22 protein-coding genes, 1 pseudogene and 1 riboswitch are annotated in these 17828 nt (G+C 46.5%); of the genes and pseudogenes, 13 read left to right on the forward strand and 10 right to left on the reverse strand.

The window, feature by feature from the left end; genetic code table 11:
* The first annotated feature begins 9 nt into the window (after positions 1-9).
* Positions 10-843 carry a helix-turn-helix domain-containing protein gene (locus ACN6NF_RS05625; RefSeq protein WP_474315947.1) on the forward strand — a complete coding sequence of 278 codons (834 nt, stop codon included), beginning with the start codon at positions 10-12 and terminating at the stop codon, positions 841-843.
* A 135-nt stretch (positions 844-978) separates the two neighbouring features.
* On the opposite strand, the gene queF is transcribed toward ACN6NF_RS05625, so the two are convergent.
* The 6 genes from queF to ACN6NF_RS05655 form a co-directional block, all read right to left on the reverse strand.
* Positions 979-1476, reverse strand: a complete 498-nt coding sequence (queF, locus tag ACN6NF_RS05630) for a preQ(1) synthase (RefSeq protein WP_474315950.1) — start codon at positions 1474-1476, stop codon at positions 979-981.
* Positions 1477-1914: 438 nt separating this feature from the next.
* Complete coding sequence (gene queE, locus ACN6NF_RS05635) at positions 1915-2778, reverse strand: 7-carboxy-7-deazaguanine synthase QueE (protein WP_474315952.1); 864 nt, start codon at positions 2776-2778, stop codon at positions 1915-1917.
* The gene (gene queD / locus ACN6NF_RS05640) at positions 2771-3262 is read right to left on the reverse strand and encodes a 6-carboxytetrahydropterin synthase QueD (protein WP_016821333.1); all 492 of its coding nucleotides are present in this window, start codon (positions 3260-3262) and stop codon (positions 2771-2773) included. The genes queE and queD overlap by 8 nt, the downstream gene beginning before the upstream one ends.
* The gene (queC, locus tag ACN6NF_RS05645; RefSeq protein ID WP_474315955.1) at positions 3255-3938 is read right to left on the reverse strand and encodes a 7-cyano-7-deazaguanine synthase QueC; all 684 of its coding nucleotides are present in this window, start codon (positions 3936-3938) and stop codon (positions 3255-3257) included. Before queC ends, queD begins: the two co-directional genes overlap by 8 nt.
* Before the next feature lie 135 nt (positions 3939-4073).
* A riboswitch (PreQ1 riboswitch) is annotated at positions 4074-4117 on the reverse strand.
* 86 nt (positions 4118-4203) lie between these two features.
* Positions 4204-4908, reverse strand: a complete 705-nt coding sequence (locus tag ACN6NF_RS05650; protein WP_474315957.1) for an AIM24 family protein — start codon at positions 4906-4908, stop codon at positions 4204-4206.
* Positions 4909-4933: 25 nt separating this feature from the next.
* Positions 4934-5374 carry an SH3 domain-containing protein gene (locus ACN6NF_RS05655; protein ID WP_474315959.1) on the reverse strand — a complete coding sequence of 147 codons (441 nt, stop codon included), beginning with the start codon at positions 5372-5374 and terminating at the stop codon, positions 4934-4936.
* A 312-nt stretch (positions 5375-5686) separates the two neighbouring features.
* Here ACN6NF_RS05655 and ACN6NF_RS05660 point away from each other — a divergent pair, with 312 nt between their 5' ends.
* From ACN6NF_RS05660 to ACN6NF_RS05670, 3 genes are all read left to right on the forward strand, one after another.
* On the forward strand, positions 5687-5842 hold the full coding sequence (locus tag ACN6NF_RS05660; protein ID WP_474315962.1) for a hypothetical protein: 156 nt from the start codon (positions 5687-5689) through the stop codon (positions 5840-5842).
* 223 nt (positions 5843-6065) lie between these two features.
* Positions 6066-6833 (forward strand): hypothetical protein, encoded by a 768-nt coding sequence (locus tag ACN6NF_RS05665; RefSeq protein ID WP_474315964.1) that lies wholly within the window; start codon positions 6066-6068, stop codon positions 6831-6833.
* Positions 6834-6904: 71 nt separating this feature from the next.
* On the forward strand, positions 6905-7888 hold the full coding sequence (locus ACN6NF_RS05670; protein WP_016821327.1) for a helix-turn-helix transcriptional regulator: 984 nt from the start codon (positions 6905-6907) through the stop codon (positions 7886-7888).
* Positions 7889-7930: 42 nt separating this feature from the next.
* Here the strand turns inward: ACN6NF_RS05670 and ACN6NF_RS05675 are convergent, their stop codons facing one another.
* The 4 genes from ACN6NF_RS05675 to ACN6NF_RS05690 all read right to left on the reverse strand — a co-directional run bounded on the left by ACN6NF_RS05675 (position 7931) and on the right by ACN6NF_RS05690 (position 11860).
* Positions 7931-8602: a 3'-5' exonuclease gene (locus tag ACN6NF_RS05675; RefSeq protein WP_474315967.1), complete on the reverse strand. Its 672-nt coding sequence runs from the start codon at positions 8600-8602 to the stop codon at positions 7931-7933.
* A 244-nt stretch (positions 8603-8846) separates the two neighbouring features.
* Positions 8847-10754 (reverse strand): 5'-nucleotidase C-terminal domain-containing protein, encoded by a 1908-nt coding sequence (locus tag ACN6NF_RS05680; RefSeq protein ID WP_474315969.1) that lies wholly within the window; start codon positions 10752-10754, stop codon positions 8847-8849.
* A 195-nt stretch (positions 10755-10949) separates the two neighbouring features.
* The gene (locus ACN6NF_RS05685; protein WP_216975045.1) at positions 10950-11375 is read right to left on the reverse strand and encodes an ImmA/IrrE family metallo-endopeptidase; all 426 of its coding nucleotides are present in this window, start codon (positions 11373-11375) and stop codon (positions 10950-10952) included.
* 11 nt (positions 11376-11386) lie between these two features.
* The gene (locus ACN6NF_RS05690; protein ID WP_013369769.1) at positions 11387-11860 is read right to left on the reverse strand and encodes a helix-turn-helix domain-containing protein; all 474 of its coding nucleotides are present in this window, start codon (positions 11858-11860) and stop codon (positions 11387-11389) included.
* Between the two features lie 276 nt (positions 11861-12136).
* On the opposite strand from ACN6NF_RS05690, the gene ACN6NF_RS05695 reads away from it, so the two are divergent.
* The 9 genes and pseudogenes from ACN6NF_RS05695 to ACN6NF_RS05735 all read left to right on the forward strand — a co-directional run bounded on the left by ACN6NF_RS05695 (position 12137) and on the right by ACN6NF_RS05735 (position 17817).
* On the forward strand, positions 12137-12613 hold the full coding sequence (locus tag ACN6NF_RS05695; RefSeq protein ID WP_090888190.1) for an ArpU family phage packaging/lysis transcriptional regulator: 477 nt from the start codon (positions 12137-12139) through the stop codon (positions 12611-12613).
* Positions 12614-12731: 118 nt separating this feature from the next.
* A pseudogene (gene ant(6) / locus ACN6NF_RS05700) lies at positions 12732-13586 on the forward strand (aminoglycoside 6-adenylyltransferase).
* Between the two features lie 321 nt (positions 13587-13907).
* Entirely contained in the window at positions 13908-14042 is a 135-nt protein-coding gene (locus ACN6NF_RS05705; RefSeq protein WP_258013951.1) for a hypothetical protein, read from the forward strand.
* Entirely contained in the window at positions 14039-14899 is an 861-nt protein-coding gene (locus ACN6NF_RS05710; protein WP_231124955.1) for a hypothetical protein, read from the forward strand. Before ACN6NF_RS05705 ends, ACN6NF_RS05710 begins: the two co-directional genes overlap by 4 nt.
* A 10-nt stretch (positions 14900-14909) precedes the next feature.
* Positions 14910-15128, forward strand: coding sequence for a YqzN/YkzM domain-containing protein (locus ACN6NF_RS05715; RefSeq protein ID WP_016821321.1), 219 nt, complete (start codon positions 14910-14912; stop codon positions 15126-15128).
* Positions 15129-15130: 2 nt separating this feature from the next.
* The gene (locus tag ACN6NF_RS05720; protein ID WP_019686367.1) at positions 15131-16597 is read left to right on the forward strand and encodes a phage tail sheath family protein; all 1467 of its coding nucleotides are present in this window, start codon (positions 15131-15133) and stop codon (positions 16595-16597) included.
* A 122-nt stretch (positions 16598-16719) separates the two neighbouring features.
* The gene (locus ACN6NF_RS05725) at positions 16720-17127 is read left to right on the forward strand and encodes a phage tail tube protein (RefSeq protein WP_016821317.1); all 408 of its coding nucleotides are present in this window, start codon (positions 16720-16722) and stop codon (positions 17125-17127) included.
* Positions 17128-17227: 100 nt separating this feature from the next.
* Positions 17228-17662: a phage tail assembly chaperone gene (locus ACN6NF_RS05730; protein ID WP_007429164.1), complete on the forward strand. Its 435-nt coding sequence runs from the start codon at positions 17228-17230 to the stop codon at positions 17660-17662.
* A gap of 23 nt (positions 17663-17685) precedes the next feature.
* Complete coding sequence (locus ACN6NF_RS05735; protein WP_019686368.1) at positions 17686-17817, forward strand: hypothetical protein; 132 nt, start codon at positions 17686-17688, stop codon at positions 17815-17817.
* The last annotated feature ends 11 nt before the right edge of the window (positions 17818-17828 follow it).

Below are 17828 nucleotides of genomic sequence, written 5' to 3' on the forward strand. Positions count from 1 at the left end.
AGGTGTCGTATGAAGAAAATATATGAACATATTGAAATAGACCGAAGAAAAATGATTAACCTCTTTATGTTTCAATCGACAGATACAGAAAGAGTCATCCCCATGCATTTTCACAGCAATATGGAATTAATCTATTGTACAAGTGGAAGTCTCAAGGTGTGGCATGAAGGAAAAATAACCATTTTGATGGAAAAGGATGCACTGTTCATTAATAGCAATGTACCGCACTCTACCCAAAGTATTACGGAAAACCAGGTCGTTGTATTACAATTTCCAGCTACCTTTTTTGCCAATGAACAAGTATTCATCCAATTAAATACGCAAGAGCAGCAAGTTGAACATACTATACTTTCTAAATTAAGAGAGTTATTTATGGATATATATAACCTGCATATTTCCAAGGGGAAATATGACTATATTTTAGAGCAAAGCCGAATTACTGAACTTAAATATTTGCTCGTTAATCATTTTAGTCAGGCAGCAGACCTACAGCCAGAGGTATTTAGTGAAAAGCAGCAAAAGATAAAGACCATTATGGATTTTATTAAAGAGCATTATGCTGAAAATATTAGTCTGGCAAAAACAGCCCGAATTTGCGGCTATTCGGAGGCTTATTTGTCGAGAATGTTTCATGAATATACAGGTCAGACGTTTACGGAGTACAAGCAAATTCTTTGTCTGGAAAAAGCAATCGATTTATTGGAAACAACAAATAAGTCACTTACAGAAATTTCTTACGAGGCTGGCTTTCCAAACGAAAAATCGTTTAGAAAAGCTTTCAGGGAAGTTATGGGTAAAACCCCTTATGAATATAAAAAATCAAAATTTGATCTGAGTGTGTAAACGACGCCACAAGCGCAAATTTTTTATGGATTATTTTGATAGACTAGAAACATAGGGGCTGTCCTTGAGTCATTTTATGACTATTGGGACAGCCCCTTATTTATATTTGTATGCGAATGAGCAGAGGGGATCAGCCTATCGATTATCCACCGTCTCTGGATACATATCATGGTTCATCATACGATGTTCTGCGATTTGCTCATACTTTGTTCCCGGCTTGCCGTAGTTGGTGTACGGGTCGATCGAGATACCGCCGCGTGGTGTGAATTTGCCCCATACTTCAATGTAGCGAGGGTCCATCAGCTTAATCAAGTCATTCATGATGATATTGACGCAGTCTTCATGGAAATCACCGTGGTTGCGGAAGCTGAATAGGTACAGCTTAAGGGACTTGCTTTCAACCATTTTAATATCAGGAATGTAGCTGATGTAGATGGTTGCAAAATCAGGCTGTCCTGTAATCGGACACAGGCTGGTGAACTCTGGACAATTGAATTTTACAAAATAATCGCGGTAAGGGTGTTTATTATCAAAGCTTTCGAGAATGGCGGGATCATAGGTAAAAGTGTATTGTGTGCCTTGATTGCCAAGTAGGGTAACGTCGGTCATTTCTTCGGGTTTTCTTCCGGTCATATTGAGTGAGGCTCCTTAAAGTTGGTTTAGTTTGGTAAAAGGGAGAGGGAGTTATGGTGGGGAGGTTCGGTTAGGCGACGCTTCGCGAAGGATTTGAGCTTCCGATCGCTGTTGAAATGGGATTCTTTCTGATAAAAGATCTATAGGTTAGAATCCCATTTCAAAGGCGAACGCTAACGCTTCTCCAGCTTCAAATCCTCCGCTCCGCTGCTGACCGCCGTCAACACCATAAAGTCCCTACCCGTTTACATGTGGGTTGGGCAGAAGTGAAATTTCGCTCCTTATATTAAGGAGCGTTATTTTATTGAGAAATCCCGTCCTTGCAGACGAGGGTTTCTCTCTTTTTATATGGCTTTGGGTGTCGAGGGTGTACTTTGACTAATTTGGTGTATCTTGTGTATCACATACAGCTCGCATGGAATATATTGTATATACGTGTTATACTCCGCGTTTGTTGCCCCATACGAGGGTGTGGAGCTGCGGGAGTACTCTTACATCATTGAGCCGGGAATCGTCCATGACACTGTCGATAAGCCATTCATAACGGTGTAAAAGAGACTCTGCGATCTGTCCGATGTTCTCCGTGTTCACATCTGGATTACCCGTCTGGAGGAACAACGGTACGTGTGGATAGCGCTCATGAACGGTGCGGGCATAGGCAAGATCGGTGTCATCGAAGATGACGACCTTCAGGCTGCATGCTCCAGCATATAATCTGACCGATTCATCCTCTGATGCCTTGGCGGACGTTGTGATGGAGACGTTTGTTGTAGACTTGGACTCTCCAGCCATCTTTCGGTTGGTCAGACGGGCTACGATATCATCCAGCACGTCCCAGTTAGTCGTCATGCCAGAGCTGGGCGGCTTCGGGGATAAGGTCACTTCATCGATATCGTACAGCCATTCCTGCCAACGGGAGCCTTGTGTTTCGACAGCGGTGGCAACGCCTTGACTGCGTAGCAGGGTAATCAGCGTCCCAAGCTGTGGCAGCAGGGCAGGGTTGCCTCCGGAAAGGGTCACATGCGAGAACCGTTCGCCGCCGATGGACTGTAGTTCCTGCCAAATATCAGTGGCACTGAGACGACGGATTTGATCCTTGGCGCTGCCGTCCCAGGTAAAGGCGGAGTCGCACCATGAGCAATGGTAATCGCAGCCTGCGGTACGAACAAACATCGTTTTACGACCAATGACCATACCTTCGCCCTGCACGGTGGGACCAAACACCTCCAGCACAGGAATAGGGGCTGCTTTAGCCCTGTCGGGGGTTGCCATAGGTTGGTGAGTAGTTACAGTATTACTCATCGTACATCCACTCCCGTCGAAATTCGGCGTAGCTGGTAGGTGTTTCGAACAGTCGTACAAATTCGGTACGTCCGCCTTCAACACGATTGCAGTATGCATCCGAGGTCAAGGCTGACTCCATTTGTTCAAAGATCCAGACGACCATGTTTTCTGCCGTTGTATTCATTGGCGGGAGCGTTTCATTCAAGTAACGGTGGTCCAGAAAAGGCTCAATTCGCTCTTTCCAGATCGTTTTGATATCACCAAAATCCAGCGTCAGACCTATTTCGCTCGGTATACCGCTTATGCCAAATACGACGATATAAGTATGTCCGTGCAGATTTTTGCATTTGCCTTCGTAACAGTGCAAATGGTGGGCTGCATCGAACGTAAATTGTTTGCTGACGAGAACACGCTTGCGGTGATAACGCAGCTGAGAGCGTTCAATGTCTGTCCCGAACTGTTGGAGCTTGTCGACAATACGAAAGGTACCTGGCTCACGCATGGCCTTCAGCTCCTTGGGACAAAGCGCCACGAACCGCGAGATACTGCTCCAGTCCGGCACGACGGAGATTGCAGGCAGGACACTCGCCACAGCCATCGCCAATGATACCGTTATAACATGTTAGTGTACGGGTTCTTACAAATTCAAAAGCTTTCAGTTCATCGGCCATTTGCCAGGTTTCGGCCTTATTCAACCACATGAGTGGGGTATGAATCACAAAGGGATAGTCCATCGAAAGGTTCAATGTAACGTTCAGTGATTTAATAAAGGAATCCCGGCAATCGGGATAGCCGCTGAAATCTGTCTCGCAAACGCCTGTAATGATGTGGCGCGCTCCTTTTTGCTTGGCGAGAACTGCTGCGAAGCTCAGGAACAATAGATTACGACCGTCTACAAATGTGCTAGGCAGTTCGCCTTCCTCTTGAGTAATGTCAATGTCGGTGCGTGTGAGAGCATTCGGGGCAAGTTGGTTGAGCAGGCTCATATCCAGTACCGTTTGCGGAACACCCAGCTCGCTGGCGATTCCGGCGGCCACTTCAATTTCCTGCTTGTGGCGCTGACCGTAATCGAACGTCACAGTTTCTACTTCGGCAAAATGTTTTTTTGCCCAAAATAAACAGGTTGTACTGTCTTGGCCGCCGCTGAATACGACGACTGCTTTTTCGTTTGTAAACATAAAAAAACCTCTCGATCTTCTTGGAATGGTGTAAGACACAGCGTCTTGTCACGTGGAAGAAGGAGAGTTCTTGAACCGGCTTCAACAAAAAACAGGCCTTGCCCCGCAAATTCATTTTTTAATGCGGAGGACAAAGCGTCGTTAGTTTTTTATAGAGGGAGTTCGCGAACCTCTCCCATGCATGACGCATGGATTTTCTTCATTAGCATCTGCCACAAGGACAGACAGCTTCTTCGAGTAGCATTGCCATTATAGCATGGCAGGGCTATTTGATAAACACTCCACCAAATGGAATGACTTCCCTTAAAAATCGTTTGATCACACCATCGTCGTTCATATCCTGCTGAAGCCGCCGATGATGCTCACCGGCATGAAATAGTACGGTACCGTGTCCGGTCATTTTAAAATGATAGTTCATATGTTGGCTGGCCAAATGGTTACCGTATACGGTTAACTCCAGCTTGGCGTTTTCGGGGTAGGCAATGACACTGCTTGCATCGACATAGATCGGCTCTGACGGATGAAGCTGTTCTTGACATACCAATCCCTGCGTCAAAATACCAATGTGACCTATACCGTCAAATTTCATTTTAATGACATCACGGCTAAACAACATGTTTTTCATGCTTAGCAGCTTGGTACGCATTTGGATGCCGGCGCTGTACCAGAACAGGTTGCGGAAATCGTATAGCAGATCGTCGCCTCCTTCAAGTTTGATCATCTTCAGACTGAAGCCAGGAGGAAGTGCGGCAATTAGCCGGCAAGCCCCTGTGAAATCGGCCTGAATCAGTTTGTGCTTGCGGTACATGCCTTTAATATTCATCAGCTTATCACTGCGACCTGAACTAGGGCCGCGATATGCGATGATTTGTTGCGGATGCAGAACGTGCAGCTTCTCCCCTTCAGTCAGGTCGAGCGTTACGACTGAACCGACGCTTTCATCATAGTGTTGTCCTGCTTGTATGTCCATTCAGGCCTTTCATCCTTTCAGGCAGTTAGTATCTTCCCGAACGTCGACGCATCCCGTAACGCAACAGTCGGATACCGATAAAATAACCGGCCAGCAGAATGATAGCCGTGATGATGAGCATTTTATTTCGGTGTGAAGCCTGATCGCGCTCGTTTTGAAGATTTTTTAGTTCTGTAACGGTGTCGTTCAGCTTGCGGTTTTGTTCCAGCAGTTGGGCGTTTTGCTTCTGATAAGTTTCGATGCTGGTACGGGCCTTTTCCAGATCTTCCTGTGTTTGTCGGTAGCTTTCCTTGAGCTGGTATACATCGCCGGGCAACCGCGAAAACTGCTCAAAGCCTTGATATACATCATCCCAATAAGCAGCATGAACTTCGGGTACACGGGTTACTCCAAAAATAAACAAAAGTGCTAAAGTAGCACAGACAATGCGGCGGTACAAAGCGAAGCGACAAGTTGCTCGTGCCAAGAGATGTCCCCCTTTTGATAAACCAAGATGTTAGATGATACAGATCATTACCCATATCACATGGTTACGTACAAGATCATGATTTGGATGCAGATTTTAGAATATACAGACGACAAACAAAGGGGAAGTATTCTCAAAAAAACTCGATATATTAGTTTAAGTGTACCTTAAAACGGGTATATCAAGGAAGCGGCAACATTCCGGCAGTTTTCCCAACAAACGAGAAAGAACAACCCGCACCTAGTCAGGGCTTGAATAGGAATATATAAGCTGAAATATATTAAAAATAGATATAGAAGGAGATTTTGAAAGATGAACGAAAGAGAACAAAACTATACAATTTTAAAAATCACTGTAAATGGAAAGCCATTATCGAAGGAGCTTGTCGTGGATAGCACTACTTTTGCCCCAATATCCGATATTTGCACAAAGACGAAAGCTTCTGTGACAGAAACTGCAATTTCATAAGTTTAACCATAGAAGTAGACTATCATGTAGCCCGGCAAAAGCCGGGCTATTTTTGCGTATTTATGTAATTAGAATGGATTAAAATGTTATTTGCCGAATTAGGTCCCCTTTCATAAAGATTACCATGTATAATTTTCACAATCAAACATATGTTCCCTGACAATATAGTGTCAGATAACATTGTTAATTTAGAGTTACATGTTCTTTTAGGGGGAATTTACCAGTGGTGAAGTCAATGCTCAATGTAACGTACACATGGGACAAAGAGTCTATATCGGCGAATGGGTCCAAACAAGTAAATCTACTGATAGAATGGGGCTATGGAGCTATACGTAAAAGAAAAGGGAATTTAATACCGAAAGCAGCGGGATGTGACCTTCAACTTCAGTTCAATCCAGAAAACGGGGTAAATCTATTAAAAGCTGAGGGGGTGAGACTCGGGTTTAAACAATCAGAAAACGGAGATTGCATGTGTGTTCACTGTGGCGATGTGCGGCGGGGAAAATATAGACAAGCTATTTTAACGTTTTCTATACCGGCTCACGCGTCCGGAAGACATACGATTGGAATGATCGAGTGGAGTTGGCGCAAGCCATCGCAGGAAAAGCGAACGCTGATCCGCACAGACCAGCTCTATATCCATTACACGCATCATCTTGGTCTGCTGAGCATGCCATCCAACCCGAAGGTGGAAAAATACATAAAGCTGAATGAGACGTCCCCAATTGTAAAAAAGGCATTGCGTATGTATGAGAAAGGGGATTCTGAGCGAGGGACGTTCATCCTTACGAGACAAGCAGATGAATTGCTTATATGTGCAGCTAGAAGCGAAGACATGGATTACCTTGAGGAAGCCGAGTTACTTCTGTCCATACGCAATAAATGGAGCGGGTCTTTTGTATCGTTTACAGCGTATAGCTCTAAGGTCTTTTTTAATAAGGAAATATCGTTAGGAGATGTTCATTTTACGAAGAGTGATAGGTTGAGATAGGTAATTATGCTAGTTTATTTGTGCAAATTAGTGAGTCTAATTTACTATCTTTTTGTAAAGGAGAGACTTCCTTGACTGATCGGTTGATACGTTTAATGCGGATTATTACTATTGTTCAGGCAAATCCAGGAATATTGGCAAGAGAGCTTGCCGAACGTTGTGAAACATCAGAACGTACCATATACCGAGATATGGAGGCGCTAAGCGCTATGCATATTCCGATTACGAATATGGGGCATGGCAAGGGGTACATTTTTATTAGCAATTTTGCTTTGTATCCTCTGAATTGGACAGAAGAAGAGGCAGAGGCTTTTACCAAGCTGGGAGAGATGATGGAAACGATAAAGCCTCTTTTACCGCCAGCTTTTGAAAGTGCTTATGAGAAAGTGATGGCCTCTAGTCAGAAAAAAAAGATGGACCAGACGAGCTTCGCGCAGGAAATGAAAAATATCATCCGGCTCGGCTCGACACTTGATCGGGAAAACCAGCCTTATCTGCTCAGGCTGATTGTTTTGGCGAGTCTTACGCAGCAGACAATTGAAGCGGAATACAGCTCGCCTCAAAATGAAGATGTATCACTGGTGCAAGTAGATCCTTATTGTTTGGTTCCTCAAGACCGGCGGTTCTATATGCTTGGTTTTTGTCATAAGCAATCCGCTATGAGAACCTTTCGGATCAGCCGTTTTCGGAATATGAGGATTTTGCCGTATACGTTTCAAAAAAATACATCTGAAATGGAAATGTTTTTTAAAGGCACCTGGTCGGTGACCAAAGGAAACCAAAATATTCGGTTTGTGGTACGTTTTTCTGCCGATTCTGTATATCGGGTCAAAGAAGAGGAGCTGTTCATCAAGCCTCTTCTCAAGGATTTGCCGGATGGAAGTTTGTTGTTTGAGGTGACGGTCAATCATGACCGTGAATTTCTGGATTGGCTCACATCCTATGGAGCTGAGGCCGAGATTCTGGAACCTTTACGGTACCGCAAACGTATGCAAGAAATGCTGCGAACCTGGGGGGCGTTTTACTTCGATAAAAAGGCAGGAAATCAAGAATAACAGGGGGGAAGATCCCCCGGAACGGGCCGGGGAGCTATCTGCTTAACGGTCCTTAAACAGGTTGGCGAGATTGCCGAAGGGACTGTACTGCTCCTGTTCTTCTTCTGGTGAAGAGTAGACGAGCTTCGAGCCGCGACTTTCCTCATCGTCGGCAGCATTATGAACTAATGTAAGACGATCAAAATGGTGTATGAAAACCTGAGCAGTGTTCACGGCATCATCCAGTGCCCGATGCTGTTGACCATCAAAGTCAATGTTGCACAATTCCAACGCCTGAGACAGGCTCAACTGACGATACTTTCCATTGGAACTAAACAGACGGGAAATTTGCTTCTGTATATCATTTGTATTATGAATCCAACCGAGATCTACATGATGGGTACGACAATGGGATACTAGCTTCTGACGGTCATCCGGGCCCCATGCGCACAAATAATAGGGCGAATCCGTACCGAGCCAGGCAATAAATTGCTTCACAGCTTCAGGAAAGAGTGGAGCGGCATCAATGTCTCGTTGAGTAATACCTGTGAATTGAACGGTATCTGTAGAGATTACAGGCCGATTCGATGGTCTCACAAAACTGTGAAATGTATCTGCAACGAATAGGCCATCATCTCCCTGAATAACTTTGACGGCACCGATATCAATGATTTCGGAGGAATATCTGGCATTACGGCTAACGGTAAATTCAAGATCATAAATAATGTATTGCATTTAATGGACTCCTTCCACACACATAACTGATCCCGATGGATACCGGGACAAATGTTCTCTGCCCGAATAACTCTTCTCCATCATACCTCTCGGTTCACAACTTGTCAGCGGTTAAAAGGCTTGCTTTCAAAAAAAATATGCGATGTCCAAATGAGCTTGGACTATCGCATATCTAAAAACTTCTGACATAAAGCAACATCCGAAACCACTTGGATTCCAGACGCTGCTTATGCAAGCTATTGAATTAGGCCGGGAGGTCTAACTTTTGCCCCGGATAAATGCGGTGAGGATTCTTCAACTTATTCAAATGCTGAAGCTGTTGCCAGGTAGTACCATGTTTGCGAGAAATGTCATACAGAGTATCCCCGGATTTCACAACATATACATGGCTATTGGCAGCTTGTGCAGTAGTCGATGCCTGCTGTGGCTTGCTAGTTTGAGATTTTGCAGGTGCCGATTTCACAGGAGCTGGTTTCGCAGCCGATGTAGAATTGGATTGCGGTATCTCCTGCAGAGGTGCTGGCGTCGTTGTTGGTGGAGACGGCACAGCTTGTGTGGCAGGGACAGAAGTTTTTCCGTCTGCCTTGGCTTCTTGAATACGGCCGTCTGCCTGTACTTGCAGGCTAGCAGAGCCCACTTTTTGCATATAGCGGATTAACGCTTCATCCAGCGATCCGAACATACCAGCCTGCGGGTATTTGGCGAACATCGTATATTGGTCACCACCTACGGCAGTAAAATCATTGGTGACCAGTGTGTATGTTGCCTCAGGATCAAGGGCCTTTCCACCGATCAGGATGGAGTGAACACGGCTGCCTTTGGCTGCTGAGGTGTCTATTTTGAACGAGATACCGGATACCTGAGGGAAGCCCCCGCTTGGTTCTGGATAGGAGGCTGTGCCATTTTCCAGTGCGGCCTGAATGTCAGAGCCTTTCACTTTCAGGGTAACGATCTGGTTGCCGAAGGGCAGTACGGTAATGATGTCTCCCTTGGTAACCGTTCCTGCTTTGATGGAAGCCCGGATGCCACCACCGTTCGTTAAAGCCACGTCTGCTCCCGAAATGTCACGCATAGCATCGGTGAGCAGGTCGCCGAGATTGGTTTCACCCGCACGTACCTTTTCGCGTGCGCCTTCGAGATCTACACTGGTTTGTGCTACAACTTCTTTAAGAATAGGTTCTTGTTCCTTCTGAATGGAGGCGATTAATGCAGCAATGTCAGCGTTGGGCTGCACGTCAGCAGCTTGAGTCGAATCGATCAGCTTGGCTTGCTTTTGGATAACCTTGCCGCCGTCTACCCATAGATCCACTACACCCAGATACTTGGTGTATTCACCTGCACTAGCGATTAACGTGCCATTGTCACCGACCAGGCCCTTTTCCAATACGGTATGGCTGTGTCCGTCGATGAAAATATCAATACCAGGCACTTCTTTCACGACCTTGAGGCTGGTGTCTTTGCTGGATGCATCTTGTCCCAGGTGACCCAGAGCAACGACGACATCTACTTTGCTGCGGATTTCGTCTACTACCGCTTTGGCTTCAGCCGCAGGGTCGGTGAATTGAATGCCCTCCACATTTTTAGGATTGGTTTTATATGCCGTTTCAGGTGTAGTTAGGCCGATAATACCGATTTTAACGCCATCGACTTCTTTAATAGTATACGGTTGGAACAAACGAGTTCCGTCCGTTTGCTTAATGTTGGCGCTCAGTACAGGGAACTGAATCTCCTTACTCAGCTCAACTAGATGCTTCCAGCCGTAATTAAACTCATGGTTACCCGGAACCATTGCATCATAGCGCAGCTTGTTGATTACTTTTACGATACTCTCACCATTGACCAGAGTAGCGAAGGTCGTTCCATGAACGGTGTCCCCATCATCCAGCAGTAATGTATTGGGATTGGCAGCGCGATATTGATCGATAATGCCCGCCAGCTTGGCGAAGCCCATTTCCTTGTCGTTGGCGACCACGTGGGCATGGGTATCATTCGTATGTAGGATGGTGATGTGTTTACCGCTGACTGGAGACGGTGTTGTTCCGGTTCCTGCTGTTCCCGCATTAGCAACTGGGTCCGCTGCTGCTGTGCCGAGACAACCAAGTAGAAGCGCGGCGGTCGTCAAGATCGACGAGAGTTTTTTCCATGAGTTCATGTTGTTCCTTCAACCTCCCATAAAATGAATGAATTAGAGAAACCGCTTACGTCCACATTTTATCAGATGATTGTAAAAATAACTCTTATTTTATATCAAAGCACTACATTTTTTTGAGATATCGGTTGTTAAATCCACCGTCTAGTTACCTATTATTATAGAGGCAATAATAGACAGCAACTCATAGAATAGGAACTATTGTTCTGTTTTGTGATCAAAAAAAAGGGCAGTCTCTTTGGGCAGCCCGATCCGGGGTAAATAGTGATCCAATGTTTCGTCAGCCAACGGTGGATTCCCTGCACTCAGCAACAGCACGGCAAAGCGATTAGCCTGTTGTTCAAATTTTCCTGGAGAAAAGTAGGAATGTTCCTCCATAAAAAAGCGGCTAATGCCTTTATGCAGTCGGTCATGTCCCAATTCATGCGCACAGACGAACCGTTCCCATTCTGGTGTAAGGCCGTTGTGAATGACGATAAATCTTCTGCGCAGCTTGTGATAATACAACCCTTTGGTTGTGGAACCCAGATCGCAATATCGGATATGGATGCCTAGGGCTTTCGCAATATCGAAGGGACAATTGGTACGGTATTTTCGGACAAGTTTGTGAATGAGTTCGTTCATGCGTTCACCTGCTATCCCTGATCTTTGCTCGCCCCGGGATCTGCGGGCTTTTTATGTTTGTTCATTTGCTTGGCTTCCCAGAACAGGCCTGTCAGTACGTCCTTGATCCGTTGACGGTCTTTTTCATCGAGCGGAATGCCATCAAACATTAATTCGTCGTCTTCCTCCAGCATTTTTTTAAAATCCCGGCGGTCTTTGGAGTTTGCCCATTCTGGTACAGTAGAACGATAAAGCTCATGCGGATTTTGCTCTATAGAATCATCATCTGCCCAATATCCGGCGGCCTTCATCATTTCGGTATAGGATACGCTGAGCGCGTCCGCTATTTTGCGGAGGGTGGAGGGTTTGGGAACTCCACGCAGTCCATTTTCGATGCGGGAAATTTGTGAATTACTAATACCTGCGGCATCTGCCAATTGGTTGATGCTCAATTGCTTGTGCTCACGCTGCTGTTTTAGGTAGGTTCCGAATGCTGGCTGTTCCACAATGGAGCTCCTTTCTGCAATAGAATCATAGATTCAGCTCTATTATACCATTAGGTAAATAGTAAAAGCACGTAATATGCCAAAAGGCATAGAAAAGTAGAGCGAATATCCTGTTTTTGGGGCTATATTGCTTTTTTTCACGATGGATACCTATCCTAAATAATGTTATGTTATACTCAAGATACGAACAAAAGGGGAACACAATGTAAACAAGTGCGTTTTTTATTTGAAAATACATCATTGTCAAAAGGCATAATATAAGGAGTGTTGCTTTTCATGAGAAATAACTTACCCGAATTAGACCGTCGCAAAACGCAGAATGCATTGGAGGGTGTATTTGAGAAATACCGGATTTATAAAACAATAACCTTTATGGATCGAGAAAGCTTTATTACTGCTGGCTATACGGATCGCCCGAACGGACCCACGAATGTAACAAGCGACCCAACGGCCCGAACTGCTGTATATAATGTAGATGCTCCTGCCGCCCGCTTGGCCTATTGCCAAATGGTGGATGCCGTAGTGAGCCGCTTGAATGAACGTGAACAGCTGCTCATCCGTGAACGTTATTTAAAGGATGACGACGTGTTCGATTACAAGGTTTACAATTATGTGCTGGACCCACCAGTCAGCAAGGATACGTACACGAAGCTTCGCACACGTGCTTTTTACAAAATGGCGCTAGCGCTGGCAGACCAAGGCGTTCTGAATCTGGCAAGCTTGCAAAAGGGTGCGGATCGAAGACTGGGGTAGGTAAATGCATAGGGGTCACAACCTGTGGCTCTATTAACCTAGACAGCAAGGAGTATGAACCGCAACGGTGAATAAGAAGCATAGGTCTCAATTAAAATAGGAACGGAGGACGGATGTATTGAGAAGTGAACCAGAAATGATGAATATCCTTATAAAGTTTGCTATGAACGATGCGAGAGTTCGATTGGTCACGATGGAAGGATCACGTACAAACTTCAATATTCCTCCTGATTCATTTCAAGATTATGATATTTCTTACTTTGTAACAGATATGGATTCTTTCAAGGAAAGTGATCAATGGCTCCACGTGTTTGGGGATAGGCTTATGATGCAAAAACCCGAGGATATGGAACTTTTTCCATCAGAACTAGGTAACTGGTTTTCATATATCATTCTTTTTGAGGATGGAAACAAATTAGATCTGACACTGATCCCTATAAACGAGGTAGAGGATTATTTTACGAATAGCGATGGTTTAGTTGAGGTTCTGCTCGACAAGGATGTGCTGATCCAAGAGGAAGTGATCGCGAACGACCATCAATATTGGATTAAAAAGCCCACGGCAAAGGAATTTGATGATTGCTGTAATGAGTTTTGGATGGTTTCAACTTATATCGTAAAAGGATTGGCGAGAAAAGAAATCCTGTTTGCTATTGACCATTTGCACGAGATAGCACGACCTAATTTGCTGCGAATGATGGCTTGGAAGATTGGCTCAGAGCAAGGGTACACCTTTAGTGTAGGAAAAAACTATAAATTTATAAATTAGTACCTTCCTAATGAAGACTGGGAAAGTTTACTATCCAGTTACTCTGAAAATGGCTATCGAGAAATGTGGGAGTCTTTACTTACTTGCTATGCATTGTTTAGAAAATACGCTAAGGCTGTGGCCAGAAGTTTGGAGTATGAGTATCCAGATTACGATGAAGCCATCACTAGGTATACTGCAAATATTTATAATTCATTGAATTGAACGATGTAATAACCGCCTTTTTAAAGGGCGGTTATTTTTTTGTGTGCACATCAACAATGAGATTAAACGCATTTTTAATATAAGAACAAATGTTCGCAAAATACCGCCTAACTTCATCCCTAGTCTCTACTTTTATCGTCCATTTCCCCGGCAACGCATTCGTTATAAGGGTGTAAGATTATATCATCGGGAATCAAGACAAGAGGACATACCGAAGACACACACCGTCAAACGTTAGCCGGCCAATAGGGCCGGTTTTTTCATGCGGTCATCGTCTTTGTCACTTCCCGGGAATTCGATGTATAGAAAGGAGGAGTCGTGTTGCCTAAGCAAGGGATGCTGCAATGCATGAGTACAAGGCTACGCCGGCTGAGAGCATGGAAGTGGAAAAAAGCCTGGCTAAACAGCCACAGCATGCGAGCACAGGATACGCAAGGGTGGCATGCCACAGGATGAGACAAGCCTTTAAGCAAAAGCTCATTGACATTATTCCGGCGCTGCAAGGGCGTGTATACGATGTTCAACCCCCGTCGCAGACGGCAGAGGAGCCGTATGCGGTTATGGTGCTGGGCGAGGAAATCTGGAAGTCTTCCTGGGCCGGTTACCGGCAGGTTGTCCGCATCAAGCTGTACGCAGGACAAGCGGGGCTGGCGCAGGCCGATGTATGGGCGAATACCCTGATTGCCGGACTGCACAGAGCATCGGTGACAGGTAAAGGTGAGGACACGTCTGCTTTTACCGCGCACTATTTGGGCGTGCGGGATGCAGAAATGCTGGACACGGTTACGGGCAAGGCCTATAGAACGCTGCGTTTTGGCGTGTATGTGCCTGAAACAGAAGGTGGATCGGCCGCTTCAGCACCTGATGCAGCACAGCCGGAAGAATGGCTGGCAGCACTGGTCGGCTGGACGCAGAAGCAACTGGGCGAATTGTGGTCGGTATACGCCGACGCATGGCCCGCACAGCCGGGAAGCCACGCGGTATTATGGCGGCTGAGCGGCTGTGAAACCCGGATGGCAGGAGCCTCCATGTATGAGCTCCGCAAACGGTTCATCGGGCATATCACTGCCCCGGTCACCACCGAAGAGAACCGCGCAGCTTCCGCGCTGGTCGAAGGCTTTGCCGCTCAAATCCAGCTTCCTCTGGAGCAGGACAAGGGCCGTTATATGTCTACGGCTGAAGCCTCAGCCGATTTGCAGGCGGATGCCATTTTAGACGGTCAGCTTCGGCTGACGCTGGTACAGCGGCGTATGCGTCCGGCTGAGGAAGCGGCATTGATTCGCAGAGTGGAAATTCATCCTATTTTGAAATGAGGTGGTCCGAGTGACCTTGGAAAGCCATGAGAAGACCCCGCTACATAGCGGGCAGGAAGCAAGTGGCCCACGCTATACGCTAGAGGAACTAAAGGAACACGCAGAACAATTGTTTTCTGTAAAAGTAGAAGTGCTGGCAGGCGCCTTTTTTGGCACACAGGACAAGCTGTTTACGGTAGCAGAAGCACACACTAAAATCGAACAATTTATGAAAGCGAAGGTGGATTAATTATGGCAGGCGGAACATGGGAAAACACGAATAAACCGGTATTACCGGGTTTGTATATGAATTTTCAGGCAGCAGCAGCTTCAGCGATTCAAGGTGGATCACGTGGTACGGTCGTTGTACCCGTCAAGGCGAATTGGGGTCCTGTACGTGAGTTTGTAGAGGTGGGCAGCGAAACGGCTATTAGCCAAATCTTCTCCGGCGGCAGTGAGAATGGTGCGACAGCATATTCCACGTTGTATCTGGCTTTGCTGGGCGGTCCGAAAAAACTGCTCGCTTATCGCTTGGCAGATGACACGGCTGCTGAAGCGTCTGTAACACTGAAAAGCGGTGGCGAGACCCCGACCGACGTGCTGCGTTTGAAGGCTTTGTACACAGGTAGCCGCGGTAATGGTTTTGCCGTAACGGTACAGCCAACTTTGGGCGACGAGCAAGCTCGTGAGGTGCGCCTCTATGAAGGAACCAAACTGCTGGGTACGTACAAAGGCAGCGACGGTACGGCTGCTTCGATTGCCAAAGCGCTGAACGAAAACAGCGAAAACGTATGGGTGAAAGCTGAGGTTGTCGGCGAAGGCGGCATTCCAGCGGATGTCAGCGGCGTACATCTGACAGGTGGCAATAGCGGCAATAGCAAGCTGGTTAATGCCGATTACATCGCCATGCAGGAAGCATTGGAAGGACAGGAGTTTAATGTGCTGGCCCTGGATTATGCAGCCGATCTGGCATTGCTGCAAAGCTTTGCTGCCTGGATCAAACGTGTCCGGAATGAAGGCAAAGGCGTCATCGCTGTATTCGGCGGTTCTGCGGCAGATGATGTGTCCAAAACGGCTGTCAGCTTGGCTTCTGCACGTTCTTTGGCACTGAACCATGAAGGCATCGTAAACGTGGGCACAGGCGTACGTCTGGCAGGTACGGACTACAGCTCCGCCCAAACGGCTGCCTATGTAGCCGGACTGATCGCAGGCCAACGGTTGAACCAATCCGCAACGTATGCAGTTACGCCTTTTGAGGATGTAACCCGCCGCTGGACACGTTCCGAGCAGGAACAGGCTGTCCGTAACGGGGTGTTCCTCCTGTTCTTCGATGGCCGTCAGGTCAAAGCGCTGCGTGGAATCAACAGCTTGGTGAACCCGTCTGCCGGACAAAACAATGCGTGGAAGAAAATCCGTTCCATCCGTGTCATGGATGCCATTAACGCTGACTTGCAGCGTGCAGCCGAAGAGACTTACATTGGCAAAATCAACAACACAGTAGAAGGCCGTCTGGCACTCATCGGTGCGATCAAAGAATACCTGGCACAGCTGTCGCTGAGCAACGTGATCGAGGCGGATGGCTACGATGTCATTCTCGATCCGGCTTACTACGGTGATGCGCCAGTTATCAAACCGGAGCCGGATCAAGTGTTCCTGCAATGGAATGTGAAGCTCACCGACGTGATGGAGCAGCTGTTCGGCACATTTTACGTGCAATAAATAAGCATTTTACGCGCCTAAGCATTTCGCAGGCGATCAGTAGGATTAAGGTAGCTTTTTAACAACGAGGGTTTTGTGAAATCCCGAACTATATTATGAATTATTTTGAGGAGGAAAAAGAAATGTTGGATGCTTCAAGAGTTATTTTAGGTACGTTTGGTCAGGCGCATGTGGATGGGGTGTGGCAGACGAATATCAATAAGCTGGAAGCCAGCGTGGAAATGGAAAAACGCGAGCTGAATCTCGTGGGCAATGAGTGGAAGGTGCATAAGCGCGGCATCAAAAAAGGGACGGGGACGATGAGTGGCTATAAAGTTACGTCCGATATGATTCGTCGTGGTTTTAATCGTTTTGAGATTATTACGAAGCTGGATGATCCAGAAGCTTTTGGACATGAAAGTATTCGTCTCATCCGTTGCACTGCTGACAAAATCCAGCTAGCCAACTGGACAGCAGGCGAGGAAGTACAGGAAGAAACGACCTTCACCTTCGAAGGCTATGAGCTGCTGGATCCGATTGTAGCGAACTAAATTGGTTAACGGGGAATTGGGATGCTGTCAGGTGTCCCGTTCCCCAAATGAAAATAAGAATTTGTGAAATTCTGAAATTAACAATAAGGGAGAATGACCTATGAGTTTGAATGAGAATATGACAGAAGAACAAATTTTGGACAGTCTGTTTGAAGCCGCTGAAAAACTACCGGAAGAAACGGTTCGTATCAAGCGCCTGGATATGAAAATTGTGTTGCATGGTCTGACCTCCAGTAAGGTGGACAGCATTCGTGAACGCTGTACGATTCGCCGAACCGTGAAGGGTGCCGTCGATGAAAAAGTAGATACCGAAACGTTCAACGCCTTGTTGATTTCGGAAGCTACCGGAAAGCTGGAAGTGAAGGGCCTGTCCCTTAATGGTTGGGGAGATCCCCGGATTACAAGCCGCTTGAAGCTGTCCGGTGGCGAACAGTCTGTCCGCCGTATGCTGCTGGCGGGTGAACTGGATGCAGTGGGAGATAAAGTGCTGGAACTGTCCGGTTTTGGCGTTGAGATTGCTGATCTAAAAAACTAATCGGCTCCGGGGGAATGACGACGATGCTGTACCACTTGTGGGTCCGGCACCACCTTCGTCCCGGAGACTTTTGGCGGCTTCCCCGCGGTGAGCGCATGCTGCTGCTGGCGTTTGCCGAACAGGAAATGGATAGCATTGCAGCTTCAAAAGCATAAACAAGGAGGTG

Source organism: Paenibacillus sp. TSM33, from assembly GCF_056099025.1.